This is a genomic window from Nostoc sphaeroides (assembly GCF_003443655.1).
Taxonomy (GTDB): Bacteria; Cyanobacteriota; Cyanobacteriia; order Cyanobacteriales; family Nostocaceae; genus Nostoc; species Nostoc sphaeroides.
In genome coordinates this window covers 107,302-128,473 of the sequence record NZ_CP031941.1, presented here as the reverse complement: position 1 = coordinate 128,473, position 21,172 = coordinate 107,302, and the positions used below count along the sequence as shown (strand labels likewise).

Below are 21,172 nucleotides of genomic sequence, written 5' to 3'. Positions count from 1 at the left end.
TCGTGACTAAATAGAGCCAATATAGCCGACGGAGCATATTTTATATTAACTGCTAATTTCCCAGCCGCATAGATTACAATTGAGTAGATAAAGAATATCAAAACAAACGTAAGTATATAACAAGGCAGTTGACATTCAAATGTTTGACGGATTTTGGGATAACGTCTTTCGCTACCCCCGGTACTTAATTACTATCGTCTTAGGACTGTTTCTGAACACCTTTGCGCCGTTAGTGCCATTGTTGAAGCGCCCAGTCACCTTAATCGCTATCTTGGGTTTCTTTGTGAGCAGCCTAGTCTTTCTTACTCTCACCCTACGGGCAATGCTGGGCTTGAGTACAATCTAGACTAGCGCTATATCGGGGCTGTGCCCTACAGACCGTTGCTCTTGGCGTTGCTTGCGCTAAGTACTGTCTACGCAACTTGCATTTATTTTTGTCGTATAACCTCTGTGATGAGGCGAAATTTTTATGGCTACAAATCGTCGGGTTTCCCGCGTTGCTGAATTGATCAAACGGGAAGTTAGCCAAATGCTGCTCAACGGCATCAAGGATGACCGTGTGGGTACAGGAATGGTAAGTGTTACTGATGTTGATGTTTCCGGCGATCTCCAACACGCCAAAATCTACGTCAGTATCTATGGTACAGATGAAGCGAAAGCAGAAACAATGGCAGGCTTAAAATCGGCTACAGGTTACGTCCGCAGTGAACTTGGGGCGCGGGTAAGGCTACGTCGGACGCCAGAAGTGCTATTTCTCGAAGATCGCTCCATAGAACGCGGTAATAAGGTACTGGCACTACTAAACCAACTTAACCATCAGCGTCCCCCAGAAAATCTGGTAGCAGTAGAAGACAGCACCGATCAAGATGATGAATCATCTGATGAATAAGTAACTGAAATAACAATGTAACTTCAGAACAATTAATCTCAGCAAATCCGCCAAACAATTTACAGACGTGACCAAATTGCGTCTGTTTTAATATGACCATAATCTACTTCAGCGATCGCTAGTTGCATATATACGTTTTTTGCTTGCCTTGGCTTCCGTCCCTACTCTACTATTCCTCTTTACCTCTACCCCCCCGCCTTCAATTGGAAGTCCTTATACTCCAACCTTCTACAGATGTTTATCCAAAGAAAACTGTGTAATACTAGTGTTAAAATTAACCAATTTATTACGGTTATATTTAAGAAATTGTTAACAGATGCTGGGGCCAAAGCCTTCGTAGTGTACTTTAGCCTTTATGTTTTGCAACACTTTATACCCTAGTATCTGACAAATATTCTTATGTTGTTTACCCTTAGATAAATACCAGCAGTTCTATATCCGGCTTTAAGGTGATTATTTGATATGTAAGTGATGCCTGCGGCGGGTTACGCCTACGCGCCCTAAACCTCTGGACAACCGCCAAATCTTGCCTAAATACAGTAATGGCAAGACTTTCAGACTTGTTGCATAAAAACTATCCAGCCTGCATAGCAGGTTAAGTTAACTACTCGGAATTTTTTTTGTAAAGCGGATTTTAGATAAATGTCAGGATTCGTTGACTTTCTTAACATATCTTGAGATAATTTCAGGAGATGTAGCGTCAAAATAAAAATAGTTCCGTATAGCAAACTACAAAATCCTAGCCACAAGTCTAATTTCTGTAATCTTTGTTCCTAATTTTTAACAGGAACACTATCGTAAGTGTTAATTTGTGAGTAAAAAACATGAGTGTGAATACGGTGCCTTCTATCAATTACTACTCTCTCGATCTGATTCAAGACGAAGCACGCCGACTGGTGCAAAAGGGAATGATTAGCCGACAACAGCCAATATATACCCTCTGCCAATACATTCCAGCGAGAGAGTGGGTTTGCGTTGAATGTGAATTAGAAAAATGTGACTTTTTGTTACGCGATCGCATTGGCGACCTAATTGGTCGTGAACAGTGGGACAACGACTAATCAATGTTTGATTTCAAATTTGGGATTGGGGCTTCATTTTCGATGTGTGGATATCACCATCAACAATTCGCCGCCCAATCTGGGGGATGATCTCTGGTTTTTGATGAGCATTGTCCCATATAGAATCTTGCGTTTTTCATTAACACAGAAGCATTTGAGTGTGAATTTATACAACTTTTCAAGTTAAAGAAGGCATCAGAACCATTGGTTTTGTATATCTGGTGCTAGAGCTTGAGTCTAGTAGGTAGATTCTGTGACGTTCCTACATTTATCTAATAGGTAAGTGTAGGAACTTCGCTTTTGATTGGCAATTCACTGCATCGCTTCCCTGAAGTAAGCGATAGTCTGCTTGCTGTTCAAAGCCAAAATCCGTCTTCAAAAGTTTGCTAAGTCGGGCTAATCGTCACCAGTTGCGACAACAGAGAGAACCTCGGCAAGCAACTGGCTCAATTTTTGCAAAATCCAAAATTTGTATGGTATTTTTTTTAAAATCTCGAAAAGCGCAGAAAAATCACGTAAATTATTATCCTACTTGCTCTAAGTAATTATTAATGTCTTCAATGATGCGAGTAAGTTCAGCTTCAGTAGTCAAGCGGATGTTGACGTTGCGGACAGTCAGCAAAACTTTGGCTGCGAAGGGTGTTGGCCAGATATTAGGATTACAGAAAATTTCTAAAAATACTTCACCCGTATAACGATATTCCAGGGGAGGCTGGGGAGTTACTTTACCACCGCCAGGAGTGGGTTTAGCGGCGACAGCTTTCAGGCGCTCCATCAATTGATCTGTTGCTGCTTTTAATTCTCGTGCTGCTTGGGGTGAAAAACTGAAGGAGACAGAACCTTCAATTAGGTTCAATGTTAGAGGAATTGAAGACATATCTTTTTTATTAAAACTTCTTGATAAGTACTAATCTTACCGGAAGAAGAGACTAAGCCCAATTTTTCGAGGATGCGCCCCAACCTTGGCGCTGGTATTGTCGTCAGACAGATTTGCATAATCGGACTTTTCTTGGTTTTGCTGTGGTTGCCGAATCAGGCTGCGAAAGGGTTTGTAGTGAGCGATTTATCGCTCAAATCAAGGACTAAAGTCCTTACTACGAACTTTTATAACCCTTCAAATTTAATGGGACAGACTACTCAATACTGCGTAGGTTTTGGCTAAAAAATAAAAATGTGTAGGTTGGGTTGAGGAACGAAACCCAACATTTCCAGGGCTTTGTTGGGTAACACTAAAGTTCAACCCAACCTACAAATCTTCAAAACCTACGCAGTATTGACAGACTACTAGGTTTACTTATTATTCCAAAACCTGTAAATGTTTTTCGATTTCGCTGTCGGTTAAAGGTAATAAATAAAACTCGTGCTGCTAAGTATTTATCCTGATTGAGTACAGCTTGCTGACGGACGTCATCATCTTTTTGAATACAATTCGGTCTGGACTTAGTGGATGTATGAATAACAAAATTAATTAAAATATTTCTAGTATTAATGCTAAAAATATGCTGTTATCTGTAAAGGCATTACTAATACCTATAAAGCTTGTAGCTGCTGTTAGTTATAAAGAATCTCAACAAAATGAGATAAAAGATAGAGCCTATAGAGAGACTTAATTCTTACTGCGTAAGACTTTGATACATTTCATTTGTGTTTATTTATGTTTTAAGTTCTACATTAGAAGTCATAGAACTTGATGTGATAAATTATCTATGATTTACGATAACCGCGCCGAAGTGCGAAAGGTTTTAATTATTACGCTACTGCTTAACCTGTTTGTACTAGGATTGAAAGCACTTGTAGGCTACTGGACAGGTTCGTTGAGTTTGCTAGCTGATGCCTTGCATAGTGTGACAGATAGCGCCAATAACGTTTTGGGATTAATTGCAAGTAAATTTTCTTCTCCACAACCCGATCGCGAGCATCCCTACGGACACAGCAAGTTTGAAGCTGTGGGAGCTTTAGGAATTGCTTCATTTTTAGGAATAGCCTGTTTTGAAATTTTGCAAGGAGCAATCGAACGAATTCTCAAAGGTGGTGGTGAACCTGTGAGAATATCGCCACCTGAGTTGTGGTTATTACTAATTGTGCTGGGCGTGAATATTTTTGTGGCGTTTTACGAACGTAGTGTGGGTAGGCGTGTAGGTAGCTCAATCCTCATAGCTGACGCCACACATACCATGAGCGATATTTGGGTGACAATCTCTGTAATTGGCGGGTTGATCGGAGTTTGGCTAGGTTATCAATGGATGGATTTGGTGTTAGCTTTTCCTGTAGCCTTGTTAGTATTTTGGAGTGGCTGGTCAGTTTTAAAAGAGAATTTGCCTTGGCTTGTGGATCAAATGGCGATCGCACCAGAAGCAATTCATGCGATCGCTACTTCTGTTCCAGGTGTAATTAACTGTCATGATATTGCTTCTCGCGGTGTTCTTGGTCGTCAAGTCTTCATCGAAATGCATTTAATAGTAGATGCACCAGACGTAGAAACCGCTCACCACATCACCGAAGAAGTAGAAAGCCGATTAGAAGAACGGTTCCGTCCAGTCAGGATTTTAATTCACGTCGAGCCACCAGCCTATAAGTCTGAGCAAATTAGCTTTGAAGCTGGAGCAAAGTAGTCTCAGCAATTCCAAATCACGCCCTATTCATTTAATGACCCACAAATGACTGCATCTTTGCGTTAACTCTTATAAGAAGCAACCAAATTAGCGACGATCGCAACTAGTTCTCCTGGATCAACTGGTTTTGCCACATGAGACTGAAAGCCCGCTTCCAAAGCACGGCTACGATACTCGCTATCGCCGTATGCAGTTAAAGCTATAGCGGGGAGTTTTCCCCAAATATCAGACTTCAGCGCCCGGATCTTGCGGATGAGAGTGTAGCCATCTTCACCAGGCATAGCAATATCACAAATCAAAACTTCTGGTTGCAACTCAGGTAATACTTTCAATGCTACCTCTGCCGATGCAACTGCCATGACGGTGGCTCCATCAGCTTCCAACACGGTAGTAATGTAAAAGCGGCTATCGTCATCATCATCAACTACGAGGATGTTTAAGCCAGCAAGGGGCAGAGCAGGTTCCATAACATCTCCATTAATGTTGATCAAATGAAAGTTATTCTAAGAGATGCTTGTTTTTCTCAGTGACCACACCATTAGTAATTTTACTGCGATCGCGCCTCTTTTACTAGAAAAAACTCAAGTCGTCCAACTACCATCTAATTGATGGTTAATTATTCGCTGGCATTTATATTTATTGCCTAGAACTCTTGCATAAATATTTTGTGGTATAATCAAAGGCTATTTTAATTTCAATTTTGGGACATTAAAATAGTAAGAGGTTATCATTTTCCTCTAGCAAGTATTATCTGGCGATGCCTACGGCGGGCTGCGCCTACGCTAGTTAAAAAGATGGCAGCAAACATCATTCCAGTCATTGATTAATACTGAAATTATTTGATTAATTCGATTTTTTATCCAATTTTTATCCGATTTATAGGGCTAATTCGTGGTTATAAATTCCCGCAATTAAATTCGATCTTAACCCAAAACGTCGATGACGATTTCGATATCTATCAGACAAAATTTTAAATATCTTTAGACGACGATTTACGTGTTCAACAACAATTCTTAATCGATTGAGTTCCCGATTGTATTTTTTTTGTTCTTTCGTCAACTTTTTTCCTTTTGGTTTTTTAATTGGTGTTTCACTTAATTGATGAATCTTAGCAATTCCTTGATAGCCTTTATCCGCTATTACTTTCAGTAATTCTCCAAATTTTATCCCACTGCTTTTAAATAGCTTAAAATCATGAATTCTTCCCTGAGCATGCCCTAAACAGATGATTTGACTGCTTTTTTGGCGAATTACTACCTGGGTTTTTAAAGTATGTTCTCCTTGTTTTCCACTAAAATATCTTTTTTGGCCTTTCTGAGGCTTTTCAATTGGACTCTCTGTGACATCCATCACAACTAAATCTTCTTGGGATGACATTTTCCATAATTCTTTTTTCCCTGGTAAACGAAACTTTCTTGACTTAATCAAAATATTTTCAATTTTAAAAACTAATCGACAAACTGCAGATTCAGAAAGCCCGAAATCCAACCCAATATGATAATAAGTACGGTACTCTCTCCAGTATTGAAGAACCATTAAAACTTGGTCTTCAATAATTAATTTAGGACGACGACCTGATTTCTTTTTCTTTTGAGCATCAGCTTTAACTAAATCAACCATTAACTCAAAAGTTTGACGACTTACTCCAGCCATGCGCTTAAATTTTCTCGCAGTCAGGTGTTTAGCTTTCTCTATTTTCACTGCTCCTCAAAGTCCTAATCGCAAATTGCCAAATTTTTAATTATACCACAAAACACTTTTGCAAGAGTTCTCCTGTATAAAATCCCATTGACAAATTTCACCGAACAAGACAAAAGTTAAAAGAAAGAAAGAAAGAAAGAAAGAAAGAAAGAAAGAATAATTTTAGGACTTACGCAAGTGTGATATTCTTTTCCTATTCAGTACTTGGAAATAATAAAAAGTATAATTTATTTTATACACCAATAGATTACACTTTTTTCAATAGCTATCAAGCTTAGGAAGCATCTCAGTTTTGCCAAAATTCTAGAACAGAATCCGGAATCCTACAACTTCAGTTGGTAGCTAACAGAGATGCACCCAAAGTGCATCGCAACTAATAACTCTTGCAGGAAAATGGAGGAATTAAATCGATGAGTGATGTATTCATCCGTAGTGCTGAATATGCAGGACTGCTAACCTATAACGGTAGTGGCTTCCAAACAAATTCGGTTCAATTCGACTGGATTGGCGCATCTGTGATAGGTTAAAATTTTATGCATTTTGTCAATATCTCTAAAGGTTGAGAAAATATGATGATGATAATGATAATCGTTCAGAGGAAGGGGAGGAACAGCCGAGCCAAGCTCGGCTGTTCCTCCCTTCAATTTGATTATCATTATTAATAGTGAGGAGAAAATCCAATTTTGTAGGGCTATGGCCAATCTTAAATAGAAGGATTTCAGGAGAAATCGGTTATTGTTGGGTCGCACAAAGATGTCAAACTAAGTGATGACAATTTTGGCTCACCACGATGTCTAAAAAAACAAAGCGTAATCCCGACCATATCAAGCGACACAATACTCCTACCATCAATAACGAAGTAATTGCTCAACATTTACAGGCTTTATTAACTCCGGCTATTTCTGCCCAACAAAAACATTATAAGCAATTAGGATTACGAGATCGTATAATTAATTTGTCGTTGATGGTAGCCGCAGTACTAACACTGCTATGGAGACAAGTTCCAAGTGTACAAGAATTAACTCGCTTGTTGGCACGAGAAAATTTGTTATGGTGTCGTGCAACTAAAATTGCTCAACAATCACTCGCTGAAAGATTTTTAGTTTTTCCGGCAGAATTATTTGAACGAGTCTTTAAAGATTTACTGCCTCAATTACAACACAATTGGCAGCAACGTACTCAACGTCCACTACCAGATAGTATTAAGTTTGCTCGGCGGAATTTTGAGCAAGTTTGGGTGGCAGATGGGACAACACTCGAAGCTTTATTCCGTAATCTGAAAAGCCTAGAAGACTTGAAAACAGGTCAGTTAGCGGGAAAGATTTGCACAGTAATCAATTTGGTAACTCGACTACCAATCGAAATTTGGTTTCATACAAATCCATCGGCAAGCGATACTAATTTTGAGGCAGTACTTCTCAATTTACTGACTGCTAAAACCTTAATTTTATTAGATAGAGGGTTTTATCATTTTCTATTTTTTGAAAAACTTATTAATCAAAATGTTCACTTTATTACTCGATTGAAAGCTAAAGCTTCCATTAAAGTATTAAAATTTTTTACTTATGATTATTCTATTAAGGATCAATTGATTCAACTTGGTACTGGTCGAGGTGGCGCACCAATTCTTACTCTACGTTTAATAGAGATTAAAGTTGGGAAATCCGTCCATTCTTACATAACTTCAGTTCTTGATCCAAATGTTTTACCTCAGAGATGTTGTTGCTGATTTATATCGTCGGCGCTGGCGGATTGAAGATGCTTTTCACATCGTAAAACGCTTGTTGGGATTGTCTTATTTATGGACTGGTTCGATTAATGGTATCAAATTACAAGTGTGGGCAACTTGGTTATTTTATGCGGTTTTGGTGGATCTGGGTGACGCGATCGCCGACGAATTATCTCTGCCATTTGATCGGATTTCTTTGGAGATGTTATATCGCGGTTTGTACCATTTTAGCGTTGCCTATGACAAAGGTAAAGCCACAGACCCAGTTAAGTACTTCGCTGCAAAAGAAAATCAGGATTTAGGCGTGGTCAAAGCCCTGCGAAAGCCTGTCCCCAAGCTCGATTTATCACCTTTTCCTTTACCCCCCTTGACAAACGCGCAGTTTGCTTAACCTATCACAGATGGGATTGGCGGCTGGAACCTTGGTGCTGGTGATCAGCACTTCGTTGGCGATTTCAATGGCGATGGCAAAGACGATGTATTCATCCGCAGCGCTGAATACGCAGGACTGCTGACCTACAACGGTAGTGGCTTCCAAGCAAATTCAGTTCAGTTCGACTGGATTGGCGGCTGGAACCTTAGTGGTGGTGATCAGCACTTCGTCGGCGATTTTAATGGCGATGGCAAAGACGATGTATTCATCCGCAGCGCTGAATACGCAGGACTGCTAACCTATAACGGTAGTGGCTTCCAAACAAATTCGGTTCAGTTCGACTGGATTGGCGGCTGGAACCTTAGTGGTGGTGATCAGCACTTCGTCGGTGATTTCAATGGCGATGGCAAAGACGATGTATTCATCCGCAGTGCTGAATACGCAGGAATGCTGACCTACAATGGTAGTGGCTTCCAAACAAATTCGGTTCAGTTCGACTGGATTGGCGGCTGGAACCTTAGTGGTGGTGATCAGCAATTTGTCGGCGATTTTAATGGCGATGGTAAAGACGATGTATTTATCCGCAGCGCTGAATACGCAGGACTGCTGACCTACAACGGTAGTGGCTTCCAAACAAATTCGGTTCAGTTCGACTGGATTGACGGCTGGAACCTTAGTGGTGGTGATCAGCAATTTGTCGGCGATTTTAATGGCGATGGTAAAGACGATGTATTTATCCGCAGCGCTGAATACGCAGGACTGCTAACCTATAACGGTAGTGGCTTCCAAACAAATTCGGTTCAGTTCGACTGGATTGGCGGCTGGAACCTTAGTGGTGGTGATCAGCACTTCGTCGGCGATTTCAATGGCGATGGCAAAGACGATGTATTCATCCGCAGTGCTGAATACGCAGGAATGCTGACCTACAATGGTAGTGGCTTCCAAACAAATTCGGTTCAGTTCGACTGGATTGGCGGCTGGAATCTTGGTGGTGGTGATCAGCACTTCGTCGGCGATTTTAATTGATAGGGTGACAGGGATACTGAAACGTCTGCCTATCGAAATCAATCCCATGTCCGGTTTTTAGGGGAGGGGTTGTCGGGTGACTCTCGAACCTCACCCGACAACCCTTCTCTTGCTAATGAAGGAGGCTTATAAGATGAATGCCTTCAACACCATACATGTCAGAGGTTCTTGTGTTCTAAAACTGTCTTGGAGCATCTAGATGATCGCGAATTGTAAACGCGATCGCATTAATTTTTCAAAAGACAAAAAGCGCAAAGAATAGATGAACCCTCTGCGCTTGTTTGGGTTTACATCATTCCCATTCAATGGTTCCAGGCGGCTTGGAGGTGATGTCATAAACCACCCGATTCACCCCTTTCACCTCATTCACAATCCGAGTGGAAATCACTTCCAGTACATCGTAAGGCACTCTTGCCCAATCAGCAGTCATGCCATCTTCACTAGTCACAATCCGTAAAACAATTGGGTAAGCGTAAGTGCGTTGATCCCCCATAACGCCAACACTACGAATTGGCAGCAATACAGCAAACGCTTGCCAAAAATCGTGATACATGCCGCGTTGGTTAATTTCTTGCCGGACAATCAAATCTGCATCGCGCAAAATGTTTAACCGCTCAGATGTGACTTCTCCCAGAATGCGAATTGCCAAACCAGGCCCAGGAAAAGGTTGCCGTTGGACAATTTCTTCTGGTAAACCAATGGAACGCCCAACTTTGCGGACTTCATCTTTAAATAGTTTCCGCAGTGGTTCCACTAATTTAAATCTTAGGTCTTTGGGCAAACCGCCAACATTGTGATGACTCTTAATTTTCACCGCTACCCGCTCACCACTTTGGGGATCAACGTTGGTGTCAGCAGATTCGATGACATCTGGATAAAGAGTCCCTTGAGCCAGATAGTCAAAGTGACCAAGGCGTTTGGATGTTTCTTCAAATACAGCAATAAACTCGTGTCCGATGCGGCGGCGTTTTTCTTCAGGATCTGTGATATCAGCAACTCTAGCTAAAAAGCGATCGCGAGCATTAACATATTCAACAGGAATGTGAAACTGCTCTTGGAACAGCTTTACCAATCGCTCTGGCTCATACTTTCGCATAAAGCCTTGATCGATAAATACGCAAGTCAGTTGCTCACCAATGGCTTTATACAGCAAGAAGGCCAGGGTAGAAGAATCCACTCCCCCAGACAACGCCAACAGCACCCGCTTGTCACCAACTCTGGCGCGAATTTCCCGAATTGCCTCTTCGACAAAAGCTGCTGTTGTCCAAGTAGGTTCGCAATCGCAGATGTGATAGACAAAATTACGGATTAATGCTATACCGCCAACCGAATGCACTACCTCTGGATGAAACTGAACGCCGTAAAGTTTCCTTTCGTGGTCGGCGATCGCAGCACAGGGAGTATTTTCTGTATGTGCCAGCAATTCAAACCCTGATGGCATTTGGATAACTGAGTCTCCATGACTCATCCACATCGTAGTACCATCTTCAACATTAGTGAGCAAATCTGTGGGATCATCAATATATAATGAGGCTTTGCCGTACTCACCTCGGTCAGCCTTTGCCACTTCCCCACCGAGTTGGTTTACCATCAGCTGCATTCCATAGCAAACACCCAAGACGGGTATTCCCAAATTCCAGATATCTGGGTCACAATGGGGAGCGTTATCACCATAAACCGAACTTGGCCCACCGGAGAGGATGATTCCCTTAGGATTGAGTTGGCGCAAATGTTCAGAAGTAGTGCGATAGGATAAAACTTCCGAGTATACTTGAGTCTCGCGGATGCGACGGGCAATCAACTCAGAATATTGAGAGCCGAAGTCCAGAATTACAATCAATTGGCGATCAAGTCTCCCAAAATTTTCTAATGTTTGGGGCGCTTGTTCTGTTGGTATCACCGCTGTATTCATGACGGGAGTGTTATGTCTGTTAAGGGTAGATGCTTTGTGGTCTATGATGATGCTATTATTCAGCCTGGGTGGGCTGATAATGGTATAGAGAGCCTTTACAAACGCAAGGTTATGTGCGTTTGTCGAGTTCCTGAGTCGGAGAGGGTATTAAAACGATAAATTTACCCTAGAGTGGTTACTTAGAAGATTATTTATTTGAATTGTTTACGATTATTCATAATAAATTAACATAATTTTCCCATCAACAGACCAGCAGTTTTACTCTTCACGATAATTTTGCGATCGCGATCAAAGAGAATAGAGCCACAGATTGTACTTCCTGTGCTGCTTTCCCTATGATTTTGGATGTATTCTTGAGAACGAACATCGATGGTTTCGGCGATCGCACTGTAAACTTGATTTACCCAATCACTACCAGTTGCAGCATCTAGGGATTTTAGGTATGTTAGTGCGGCTTCGGCGGTTGCACTGTTAAACACAGCTTGGATATCTGGTGATTTTAAACCTGCGATCGCACAATGGGCTGTCAAAATTTCCCGCCGTCCATCAGCTAAGTAGTGATGGGTGTGAAAAATCCCTCCAGCCAGTTTCATCAACTTACCGTGATAGCCAAATAATAAAATTTCTTTTACACCCAGCACATCCGCTTCTACTAACATTGGGCCAAGCCAGTTAGCAGTTTTTACCAATTGCTCAGGATTAATCCCTAGTTTACGCGCTAAATCTAGGCCATTCTCCCCAATACAGAATACTAAACTTTCAAAACGACTGGCTTTATTTTGTAACTCAGCCCGAAAAACTGCAAGCTGATCTGGTGTACTTAAGGGTTGAGAAATGCCGGTTGTGCCTAAAAGGGAAAGTCCTTCAACCACACCAAAAGCAGAATTTGAAGTGCGAACAGCTAGCGATCGCCCTTCGGGTAGAATAATCGTCACCGTGATTTTTTCCCCAGGTGCTAGCATCCGTTGCAAATTCTCTTGCAACAGCTTTTGAGCATAAGCATAAATAGCTGGTTTGTCGTCAGCATTTAATTGCCTACCAATCCCTTCCCCACCTTTAATAATTACAGCTTCATCACCCTGTTCTCGCCATTCCACCAATGCCCAAATCGGTGTATCTTTAGTCAAATCGAGATTATCACCAGGATCGCTGCGGGCGATCGCTAAAGCTGTATTTTCAGATAATCCTGCTACCTGTTCAATGGGGATTTCTGCGATTTGAGCGGGTTCAATCAAATCTATAGATGCTAAAGTTAGGGGTTGGCGATCGCGTAACCAATGTAAAGCGGCAACAGCAGCAGCACAGGCAAATACTGGGAGTGTGTATCCAGAACGGGACATTTTTTAAATTTAAAAGTCAAAATAATTTTTCAAAATTGTACCCTTACAGGGATCTTGCTACGCGCAGCTTCTCGTAGAGAAAACAGTTTCAGACGGCAACTTAGAACCCAACTGTAGCAAGATCCCTTTAGGGTAACGGCTCAATTCAAGGGCGGCAGATGACGTTTCGCATTCCAACGACTATTTCTGCTCCGTCGGCTGCACCGCCTTGTTAGACCGCCGCGCAGGAGTTAGGGTAACAAACTGCCTGCCACTTTGCGCCTGCTGTCTTTGCCAATCTTCACAAATTGCCCTCATGTCATAGTTGAAAGACTTTGCGTGTTCGTCACGAATTCGCTCGATTTCCTCTAAGATTTCATCTTGCCACATAATTTACTCTCCCATTAATTCATAAGGTGTACAGATTATTGGCAAAGTGTATCCACAATCAGAACAAATCTCCAGCAGTTTCCTTTGGATTTGAGCATTTGCAATGTGCTTGCAATTCCAGGTTAACAGGTAATTGAGACTGCTGACTGTAGCCAGTGCAATATGGATCGCATCATCAGAAGCTTTGGGGGGAAGGTTGCTTTGCATCATAAACTGTGCTGCTAAATCCTCTACAGCTTCGGTCACTTCAAGTAATGGCAAGCCACGCACCGCCTCAAGTCTTTGAGCAGCCATTTCTGCATCGCCCTGTGCTACCTCACTTAGAACGACTTGTGAGATGTAGAGGGTAAATGCACTTCGACGCAACTCCCACCAATCTTTTGTAACCTCAATATTTCCGGCAATAATCAAATTTTTGGTCGATCTAGCTGTGAGATAACCAAGAATGCTGGTTTCGATGTAGACGGTTTCGCTCATGTTGGGCAGGCTGTGGATTTTCCTATTTTAAGCAGGGAATCGCCTGTCCATCTGGCTCAGGGGCTTATGTTAGCCCATCCACGATGCACAATCACACTTAAGCTATGGATCTGGTTTAACCCACTGAGACTGAAGATAGGTTCTACAATTAGCCCTAAAGTTAGGGGTTGGCGATCGTGTAACCAATGTAAAGCTGCAACAGCAGCAGCACAGGCAAAGACGGGAAGTGTGTATCTAGAACGGGACATTTTATAAATTCAAAAGACTGAAAGTGAAATAATCGGTTCCAAATCAAAAATCTCAAAGTCAGCCTTGCCGTAAAATTACGAATTACGAATTACGAATTAGTTAGACTCCCACTTCTAATAATAGAGCTTCCATAGCTTCCCAAGAAATTCCTTGTTGAATATAACGGGGTACTTCAGGATTGTAAGGACTGGCTACTCGATCAATATTGAGGATGTTTGCCCCATCTGGTAGAACTGGTACATCTGCATCAAATGCCGTTGGGCGCATCAAAGAACTAGAAAAGCCTTTGAAAATAGCAATTGTATCTTCCTCATCAGCAATTTCCACCGTTACAATTAGAACTTCTTGGGGACGTTTAGCAGTGTATTGTTCCAGTCGCTTGCCAATAGAATCCATTTTTTTAAGAGTAGGGGTATGGTAGTGCAACGATGCTTACTGTGGTGTAGCCGAGCGTCCCTGCTTGCCTAACTTAATCAGAACAAAGTAGCTTAAGTAAAGCACATAAATTACTAAACTAGCTATGCCGAGAAAACCTAAAAACTCAGCTTTGCTATTAGCATGGAAATATTCTTTGAATAGCAACGGAGCCTCAAACCAGACGCGACAAAAGGGAGTCTTCAGCGCACTACCAGAAAAAGCACAACCCAAAAAAGGGATAAAGGCTAGTGTACCCAAAATACAATAAACAGTTGTCGCCCAGCGCCAAGAAGTAAAAATCAATTTCAAAGAGCCACTGGTTTGATACTCAATTTCATCGTTGATATCCACCCAGAACCACAGCGAAATCGGGATCAAAATCTGAGCTATCAACCCAGAGATAAAGCTAACTGGATACTGGGCAATCATTAAGTAAATTGTGATTGCTACCAGGCTTGATACTCGCCAGTATATAGCCAATAAGCGTTGTATGGCTTCGGCTTTTTGCACAAATGCCCAAATTAGAAGAATTAGCGGAATAACTACCAGGAATAATACTGCCAGTCGGTAATCCATCCAGACGAAAGGGCGAAACCAAACGTTATAGTCCATAGTTTTTATCAAAGGATAAATAAAACATTTTTAACCAAAAATAAGTATCCATAACTAATAAACCTGTAAGTTAGGGCTATTTAGTTCTAGACATAAACCGCTCAGAACTAAAGTTCTTTGGCTTTTAGCTAAAGTCCGTTAAAAGGGACTATAACCTTTTCTCAGAGGATGTTTGAAAAGTGTCAGTTTGAGCCTTAAATGCAACTCCGAGAAGCGATCGCAATTCCCATAACCCTCATTATCTCGTTCAACTTCTCGATAGCCAGAGTAGTCAAACATACCTTAGATGACTTTTCAAACATCCTCTCAGTCGTCTTTAGACGAGTTTCGCTATTAGACTCAGAATTCATTCTGAGGCGGGCTAGATGAGAATGCAATAGCCCTACCTGTAAGCTATTAGCTAGCTAATAGTCTATCTATATTACATAACAGTTTAATCAAAGCACAAAGTCTAGCCTCAAGACTGCGCTCTAACTTCTTTGTGCAAGCAAGTGGCTACCCAACTTATACCATTTCACAGAATTTATACTATAAACACGTTTGTAGGGGCATACAGATGTACGCCCCTACGGCCAATTCATTTGTTGCAAAGATTTTGGAAAAGGTATTAAATGGTAAATTGTTTAAGTCACTTTCCTCAATCTCTCTATTTGCTAAAAAACAAGCAACTCAAAGCTTCTCATCTCAGATTTTGCACCTATTTCTAAGTAGCGTCAGGAAGAGTTATAAAACCCATCCACCGACTAGATACTCGGCACTCTCGGACAAAACCCTAATTTTTTTGGGTGTAAAAGTTTCCTTTTTAAGATAAAAAAACTCTCAAATTCTAACCCTAATACATCCTTAACACCAAATATTTCAGCAATTATTTACCTGTTGGGGCAAATAATGAAACACGGGGAATAAGATTTTAAGCGGGAGTAAGGTGAGAGTGCAAGATTTGAGTAAGTAAATTTTGGTTGCTTGTTTACCAAACGAATTTGACACTCTCCGACCTAAAGGTACGGAGATTCTTAAGACCTCACGGACTTAATATCCTGTTTACACAGGTTCCCAGGCTCACCACGTTTGCACACAAGGTGCGTAGTGATATCTCCTCAAGGTTTTTCGGGCGTAGACTTTCCCCCAGTCCGAGGGTAGGTTTTTAAATCTTGTACTGATTGAACTATTTTAACATGGCTGAGTCCTAAAGGACTCAACTAGCTTTCATCCCTTGCCTGAAGTACTTTGGACGCAACTGTGTTGCTGTTTCTCAAGGGTTTTCAGCATTTTTCTTATAAAATTCACTTGTCTAAATTTCTAGTCGTCGTAAACCCGGCATTCAATTGCATCTGGGTTGTCATCACAATACTGTTCTAGAGAATTTTTTGGCTTGCTTTGGCGCTTGTGGGAAGCTTCGGCTTGCAATTCTTCTACTGCATCCCAAGCAGCAGCACACTCTGGTGAACCGCTACCGTTGATGTCACAGACAGTACGTGCTTGCTCGACTTCTTCTTGGATTTTCTCTTGAATATCGATCTTTGCTGTTTCTTGGATGTTGGTCATTGCTTTAGTCTCGTTGTGTGTTGTTAATACTGGTATAGAAAAACTTCAGAAATGGCAGATTTTAGCTCGATTACTAACCATTCTAACCATTCATCTCATAACTTAGTACTTTAACCTATTGATTTATAACCAATACACTAAACTGCCGCATCTATAATGCATTCATCTTTATTTTTTAAGATTTTGTGGAATTAGTACCATAGATAAACAATCATACAATATATTTAGATGCATCTATTAGGGAATGACAACCCCAGCTTGTTGGGATGGAGGAGACAAAAGGCTGGCACTAATTTTTGTCGGATGCAATTCTTCCCAAAATCAAAAATCAAAACCTACTAGCCCAAAAGAGAAAGAAGCTCAAAACTCATGGCAGACCAAATGCAGTGGGCAAACGCCCTATCAACCCGTCATTCTTTGGAAGCAGCTGTTACAGATGTGGTGGAACGCGCTGTCTCTTCGTTAACAGCACCTGCGGATCTAGGACTGGTATTCATTTCGTCTGCTTTTGCGAGTGAGTATTCCCGATTGTTACCCTTGTTAGCTGAGAAACTTTCTGTACCTGTGCTAATTGGCTGTAGTGGTGGAGGTGTGATTGGGACGACAGTTAACGGAGAAATCCAAGAATTAGAAGCTGAACCAGCTATTAGCTTGACTTTGGCACACCTTCCAGGGGTGAAGGTTCAAGTTTTTCATGTTGTTGCTGAAGAATTACCTGATTTAGATAGTTCTCCAGATACTTGGGTTGATTTGATTGGTGTGCCAACATCACCGACGCCCCAGTTCATTTTGCTGTCTAGTTCTTTCGCTTCTGGAATCAACGATTTATTACAGGGGTTGGATTTTGCTTATCCAGGATCGGTGATTGTGGGGGGACAGGCTAGCGGTGGGGGTATGGGTGGTCGTGTTGCCCTTTTTTGTAATGATACTGAGGGCGGGGAATGCCAAAGTTTGTATCGTGAGGGTACTATCGGCATAGCTTTGACTGGCAATATTGTTTTGGAAACGATTGTAGCCCAAGGATGCCGACCGATTGGCAAACCATTGCAAGTTACAAAAGCCGATCGCAACATCATCTTAGAGTTAGATGAGCAAGTGCCTTTAGTGGTATTGCGAGATTTGATTGCTAGTCTTAGCGAACACGAACGGATTTTAGCACAGCATTCTCTGTTTGTTGGTGTGGCGATGGATGAATTTAAGCTGGCTTTGCAACAGGGAGACTTTTTAATTCGTGGTATTCTTGGGGTCGATCCAACAGCTGGGGCGATCGCAATTGGCGATCGCGTCCGTCCAGGACAAAGGCTGCAATTCCACCTCCGCGATGCTCAAGCCTCTGCTGAAGACCTAGAATTACTCCTCCAAAGCTATCAAACCCAACGAGACTCTGAACCCTCTGCCGTAGCTGCCTTAATGTTTGCCTGTCTGGGGCGAGGTGAAGGACTCTATGGTAAACCCAATTTCGATTCTGAACTATTTCGGCGCTACGTTAGCGATATTCCTGTAGGCGGCTTTTTCTGTGGAGGTGAAATCGGCCCTGTTGGTGGCAGAACTTTCTTACACGCCTACACTTCCGCATTTGGAATTTGTCGCCAAAATCAGTTATGAGTGATGAATTAAACTTCTGACTCTATCCTATCTAATTTGTGAAAATTCACGGTGTCCAGTTCCCCTACTTCGTAAAAGTTGTCGGGTAACTGGACTTTTCACGAATGATTTAGGATTGCTATAGTAGCTTGTTATTAAACTAGAAAGTAAAAATTCTCTACCCACATTTTTGTCAGAGTGAAACTGTTATACTCACCGACATCCCGCCCAGAAATGAAGTTCAGGGCTGATAGCCCAAGTCCACTAAGCGTGGACTGAATTAATCATTTAGTCCACGCTTAGTGGACTTGAGCTATGAGACTCGGAATTCATTCCGAGGTGGGATAGAAACGCAGTGCGAGATTTATTAATGATATGGCTGCGGCAAGACTTGTGTGTACACCGTAGCCGATGCTTTGGAGAGGGATATTCGTCAGGATTCTTTGAGGTTTTAAAGGACTTTTGGGTAATCGGATAATACCAATTTAATTAATGATTGCAACATATCCTTGGGTAAAGACGCGATGAATCGCGTCTCTACAAATGGTTTATTTGTCGCATTCTTTTTTCAAATTGGTATAACTTGTGTATACACGCTAGCCTATCAAGAGAGAGGCTTTGAATTCTCCCATTCTCTAGTAGGCAAGGGCGCTAGTACCGCAAGGCGAAAGTCACGCATTCACGCATCCAAAATGAATACAGCGTAAGAGTTTTATTGATTTGGAATGAGTGGTTTATTTACGCCGTGCTGTATTAGGGCGTTAGGTTTCGCGTTAACTTTTCTACATGACGTAAAAAATCAGCTAGCTATTCGCCAAAGTGGGATGCTTTTGTTTGGGCGCAAAATAGCTGTTTGTTTAGGATTTAGCTGTCTTTCTATATTTGCAGATATATATCGAGATAAACGCTCGGAAGACTTGTATATATAGACAAATATATTCTTTGTATAGGCTAGTTTAAATATTAGTTTATACCTTTTTTTCTCTAACAAAAAGATCGATAATTAATTGAGAAAACGATAGTTATAGGTTAGCTAATAACCATGTAAAATTAATTCATTAGTTGCTCGGAATCATAATAGCAGAAACATATCTGATATTCATCTAAACTTTATTCATGTCGGAGTTCGATTAATCCAATGTTAGAAGGATGGATTCAAATTGCATTAACGTTACTAATTGTAGTAGCGATCGCTCCTTTTTTTGGGCGCTATATGGCGCATGTATACCTTGAGCAGAGTACTTTTCTCGACCCAGTTTTGAATCCGGTTGAGCGAGTGCTTTATGCCTTGGTTGGTGTTAAAAACAAAGAAAATATGACGGGCTGGCAGTATGGCCGGGCAATTTTATACAGCAACGTAGTAATGGGGTTGCTGATTTTCTTTATCATCATGAATCAGGGATGGTTGCCCCTCAACCCTACGGGGATAAATGCCCCAACTTGGGATACAGCGCTGCACACTACTATTTCTTTTATTACTAATACCAACCAGCAGCACTATTCTGGTGAAACCTACATGAGCTATGGCAGCCAAATGTGGGGGCTTGGTTATCACATGTTCACCTCATCGGCGACTGGTTTGGCGGTAGGAATTGCTTTTATTCGGGGATTGACTGGTAGATCGTTAGGCAATTTTTATGTAGACCTAATTCGCTCGATTACCCGAATTTTGCTACCTATTTGTATTGTGGGCGCGATCGCTCTCATGGCATCTGGTGTTCCAGAAACTCTGGGGGGTGCAGTTGTCTTCCCTACCTTAGAAAATCCGAATATTAGTCAAGCGATCGCTCGTGGCCCTGTTGCCCATTTTGAAATTATCAAGCAATTAGGGGAAAACGGCGGCGGCTTTTTCGCCATCAACTCGGCACACCCCTTTGAAAATCCCAACGGATTTTCTAATTTGATTCAAATTGTGGCGATGATTTCAATCCCCACGTCCCTGATTTACGCCTACGGTTTATTTGCTAATAACACCAAGCAAGCCTGGTTAGTATATGGCATGGTTAGTGTGCTTTTCATCGTATTTGTTGTTATCAATGCCATTGGAGAATACAACGGCAACCCGGCTGTGAATGCACTTTTGGGAAGTTCGCAACCGAACCTGGAGGGTAAAGAAGTGCGGTTTGGTTGGGCACAATCTGCCTTGTTCGCAACAGTTACGACGGGCACGATGACCGGTGCTGTCAACAGTTTACACGACTCCTTCATGCCCAACGGCGGTTTTATTACCCTTTCTAATATGTTCCTGCAAATTATTTGGGGTGGACAGGGTACTGGAACTGCTTATTTATTTGCTTACCTGATTCTAGCTGTGTTCGCTACAGGGCTGATGGTAGGACGCACACCAGAATTTTTGGGACGCAAGATTGAGAAACGTGAAGTCGTGCTTGCTAGTTTCTTGCTTTTGCTGGTTCACCCGATCGCTATTATGATTCCCGCAGGTATCACGCTAGCATTTGCTGATCAACTAGCAGGAATTAGTAATCCGGGGTTTCACGGCTTTGCTCAAGTTATCTACGAATACGCCTCAGCTACTGCTAACAACGGTTCTGGCTTTGAAGGTTTAGGCGATTCACAACCGTCTCCTTTGGCGATCGCTACGGGTGCAAAAACCACTGCAACTGCTTTGTGGTGGAACTTAAGTACCTGCTTCAGTTTAATTGCTGGACGCTATGTTCCAATCATCGGTTTGCTGTTTTTAGCAGATAGTATGTCTCGTAAGCAAGCTGTTCCTTACACGACTGGTACATTGCGAACGGATACCGGACTATTTACAGGCGTTACCGCAGGCGTAATTTTAATCTTGGGCGCACTTACATTCTTCCCAGTACTTGCATTAGGCCCCATCGGTGAAGCCTTTTTTATCGCTAAAGGCATTGGCTAGGGAGTATGGGAGTGGGGGATGAAGGGACAAGGGGATAAGGAGACAAGAAAAATTAGATACTCCGTTCATCCACCTCGGAACACCATTCATCGACTTCGGAACACCATTTATCGACTTCGGAACACCATTCATCGACTTCGGAACACCATTCATCGACTTCGGAACACCATTCATCGACTTCGGAACACCATTTATCGACTTCGGAACACCATTCATCGACTTCGGAACACCATTCATCGACTTCGGAACACCATTCATCGACTTCGGAACACCATTCATCGACTTCGGAACACCATTCATCGACTTCGGAACACCGTTCATCCACCTCGGAACTGGATTCATCTACCTTATCTTCCAATGCCCCATTCCCCAGTTCCCATTCCCCAAATCTA

Annotated in this window: 20 protein-coding genes and 2 pseudogenes; 9 read left to right on the top strand and 13 right to left on the bottom strand. The window is 41.9% G+C overall.

Annotated elements, in window-relative coordinates:
* The first annotated feature begins 139 nt into the window (after positions 1-139).
* From D1367_RS00655 to D1367_RS00645, 3 genes are all read left to right on the top strand, one after another.
* Positions 140-346, top strand: coding sequence for a DUF751 family protein (locus D1367_RS00655; RefSeq protein ID WP_118161756.1), 207 nt, complete (start codon positions 140-142; stop codon positions 344-346).
* A 123-nt stretch (positions 347-469) separates the two neighbouring features.
* On the top strand, positions 470-889 hold the full coding sequence (gene rbfA, locus D1367_RS00650; protein ID WP_118161753.1) for a 30S ribosome-binding factor RbfA: 420 nt from the start codon (positions 470-472) through the stop codon (positions 887-889).
* 824 nt (positions 890-1,713) lie between these two features.
* Complete coding sequence (locus tag D1367_RS00645; protein ID WP_012407481.1) at positions 1,714-1,950, top strand: DUF4327 family protein; 237 nt, start codon at positions 1,714-1,716, stop codon at positions 1,948-1,950.
* 523 nt (positions 1,951-2,473) lie between these two features.
* Here the strand turns inward: D1367_RS00645 and D1367_RS00640 are convergent.
* The gene (locus D1367_RS00640; RefSeq protein ID WP_100901541.1) at positions 2,474-2,827 is read right to left on the bottom strand and encodes a hypothetical protein; all 354 of its coding nucleotides are present in this window, start codon (positions 2,825-2,827) and stop codon (positions 2,474-2,476) included.
* Positions 2,828-3,656: 829 nt separating this feature from the next.
* On the opposite strand from D1367_RS00640, the gene cdf31 reads away from it, so the two are divergent.
* A complete protein-coding gene (gene cdf31 / locus D1367_RS00635) occupies positions 3,657-4,562 on the top strand; it encodes a CDF family zinc efflux transporter Cdf31 (protein WP_118161750.1) in 906 nt (301 codons plus the stop codon).
* 62 nt (positions 4,563-4,624) lie between these two features.
* Here cdf31 and D1367_RS00630 read toward each other — a convergent pair whose 3' ends face one another.
* Positions 4,625-5,029 (bottom strand): response regulator, encoded by a 405-nt coding sequence (locus D1367_RS00630; protein ID WP_118161747.1) that lies wholly within the window; start codon positions 5,027-5,029, stop codon positions 4,625-4,627.
* A 409-nt stretch (positions 5,030-5,438) separates the two neighbouring features.
* Positions 5,439-6,263, bottom strand: coding sequence for an IS5 family transposase (locus D1367_RS00625; RefSeq protein WP_118161746.1), 825 nt, complete (start codon positions 6,261-6,263; stop codon positions 5,439-5,441).
* A gap of 790 nt (positions 6,264-7,053) precedes the next feature.
* Here D1367_RS00625 and D1367_RS00620 point away from each other — a divergent pair.
* The 3 genes and pseudogenes from D1367_RS00620 to D1367_RS31500 all read left to right on the top strand — a co-directional run.
* Positions 7,054-8,350: pseudogene (locus tag D1367_RS00620) on the top strand (IS4 family transposase); the annotation flags it as partial.
* A 36-nt stretch (positions 8,351-8,386) separates the two neighbouring features.
* Positions 8,387-8,731, top strand: a pseudogene (locus D1367_RS33165) (FG-GAP repeat domain-containing protein); the annotation flags it as partial.
* Between the two features lie 81 nt (positions 8,732-8,812).
* On the top strand, positions 8,813-9,391 hold the full coding sequence (locus tag D1367_RS31500) for an FG-GAP repeat domain-containing protein (protein ID WP_220450991.1): 579 nt from the start codon (positions 8,813-8,815) through the stop codon (positions 9,389-9,391).
* Between the two features lie 292 nt (positions 9,392-9,683).
* Here D1367_RS31500 and guaA read toward each other — a convergent pair whose 3' ends face one another.
* The 9 genes from guaA to D1367_RS00575 all read right to left on the bottom strand — a co-directional run bounded on the left by guaA (position 9,684) and on the right by D1367_RS00575 (position 16,312).
* Positions 9,684-11,303, bottom strand: a complete 1,620-nt coding sequence (gene guaA, locus D1367_RS00610; RefSeq protein WP_118161741.1) for a glutamine-hydrolyzing GMP synthase — start codon at positions 11,301-11,303, stop codon at positions 9,684-9,686.
* A 224-nt stretch (positions 11,304-11,527) separates the two neighbouring features.
* Positions 11,528-12,643: a cobalt-precorrin-5B (C(1))-methyltransferase CbiD gene (gene cbiD / locus D1367_RS00605; protein WP_118161739.1), complete on the bottom strand. Its 1,116-nt coding sequence runs from the start codon at positions 12,641-12,643 to the stop codon at positions 11,528-11,530.
* Between the two features lie 180 nt (positions 12,644-12,823).
* The gene (locus D1367_RS00600) at positions 12,824-13,012 is read right to left on the bottom strand and encodes a hypothetical protein (protein WP_118161737.1); all 189 of its coding nucleotides are present in this window, start codon (positions 13,010-13,012) and stop codon (positions 12,824-12,826) included.
* A 3-nt stretch (positions 13,013-13,015) separates the two neighbouring features.
* A complete protein-coding gene (locus tag D1367_RS00595; protein WP_118161735.1) occupies positions 13,016-13,489 on the bottom strand; it encodes a type II toxin-antitoxin system VapC family toxin in 474 nt (157 codons plus the stop codon).
* Positions 13,490-13,545: 56 nt separating this feature from the next.
* Positions 13,546-13,737 (bottom strand): hypothetical protein, encoded by a 192-nt coding sequence (locus tag D1367_RS33160; RefSeq protein ID WP_410477601.1) that lies wholly within the window; start codon positions 13,735-13,737, stop codon positions 13,546-13,548.
* Positions 13,738-13,837: 100 nt separating this feature from the next.
* Positions 13,838-14,134, bottom strand: coding sequence for a DUF7734 family protein (locus tag D1367_RS00585; protein ID WP_118161733.1), 297 nt, complete (start codon positions 14,132-14,134; stop codon positions 13,838-13,840).
* Positions 14,135-14,170: 36 nt separating this feature from the next.
* A complete protein-coding gene (locus D1367_RS00580) occupies positions 14,171-14,767 on the bottom strand; it encodes a DUF3177 family protein (protein ID WP_118161731.1) in 597 nt (198 codons plus the stop codon).
* Positions 14,768-14,905: 138 nt separating this feature from the next.
* Positions 14,906-15,046, bottom strand: coding sequence for a hypothetical protein (locus D1367_RS30295; RefSeq protein ID WP_181985019.1), 141 nt, complete (start codon positions 15,044-15,046; stop codon positions 14,906-14,908).
* A gap of 1,020 nt (positions 15,047-16,066) precedes the next feature.
* A complete protein-coding gene (locus D1367_RS00575; protein ID WP_118161727.1) occupies positions 16,067-16,312 on the bottom strand; it encodes a Calvin cycle protein CP12 in 246 nt (81 codons plus the stop codon).
* Positions 16,313-16,681: 369 nt separating this feature from the next.
* Between D1367_RS00575 and D1367_RS00570 the strand changes: the two genes are divergently transcribed.
* Both D1367_RS00570 and kdpA read left to right on the top strand, forming a co-directional pair.
* Complete coding sequence (locus D1367_RS00570; protein WP_118161724.1) at positions 16,682-17,917, top strand: FIST signal transduction protein; 1,236 nt, start codon at positions 16,682-16,684, stop codon at positions 17,915-17,917.
* 1,117 nt (positions 17,918-19,034) lie between these two features.
* On the top strand, positions 19,035-20,780 hold the full coding sequence (kdpA, locus tag D1367_RS00565) for a potassium-transporting ATPase subunit KdpA (protein WP_118161721.1): 1,746 nt from the start codon (positions 19,035-19,037) through the stop codon (positions 20,778-20,780).
* Positions 20,781-20,832: 52 nt separating this feature from the next.
* Here the strand turns inward: kdpA and D1367_RS00560 are convergent, their stop codons facing one another.
* Complete coding sequence (locus D1367_RS00560) at positions 20,833-21,105, bottom strand: hypothetical protein (protein ID WP_181985018.1); 273 nt, start codon at positions 21,103-21,105, stop codon at positions 20,833-20,835.
* Positions 21,106-21,172 lie beyond the last annotated feature (67 nt).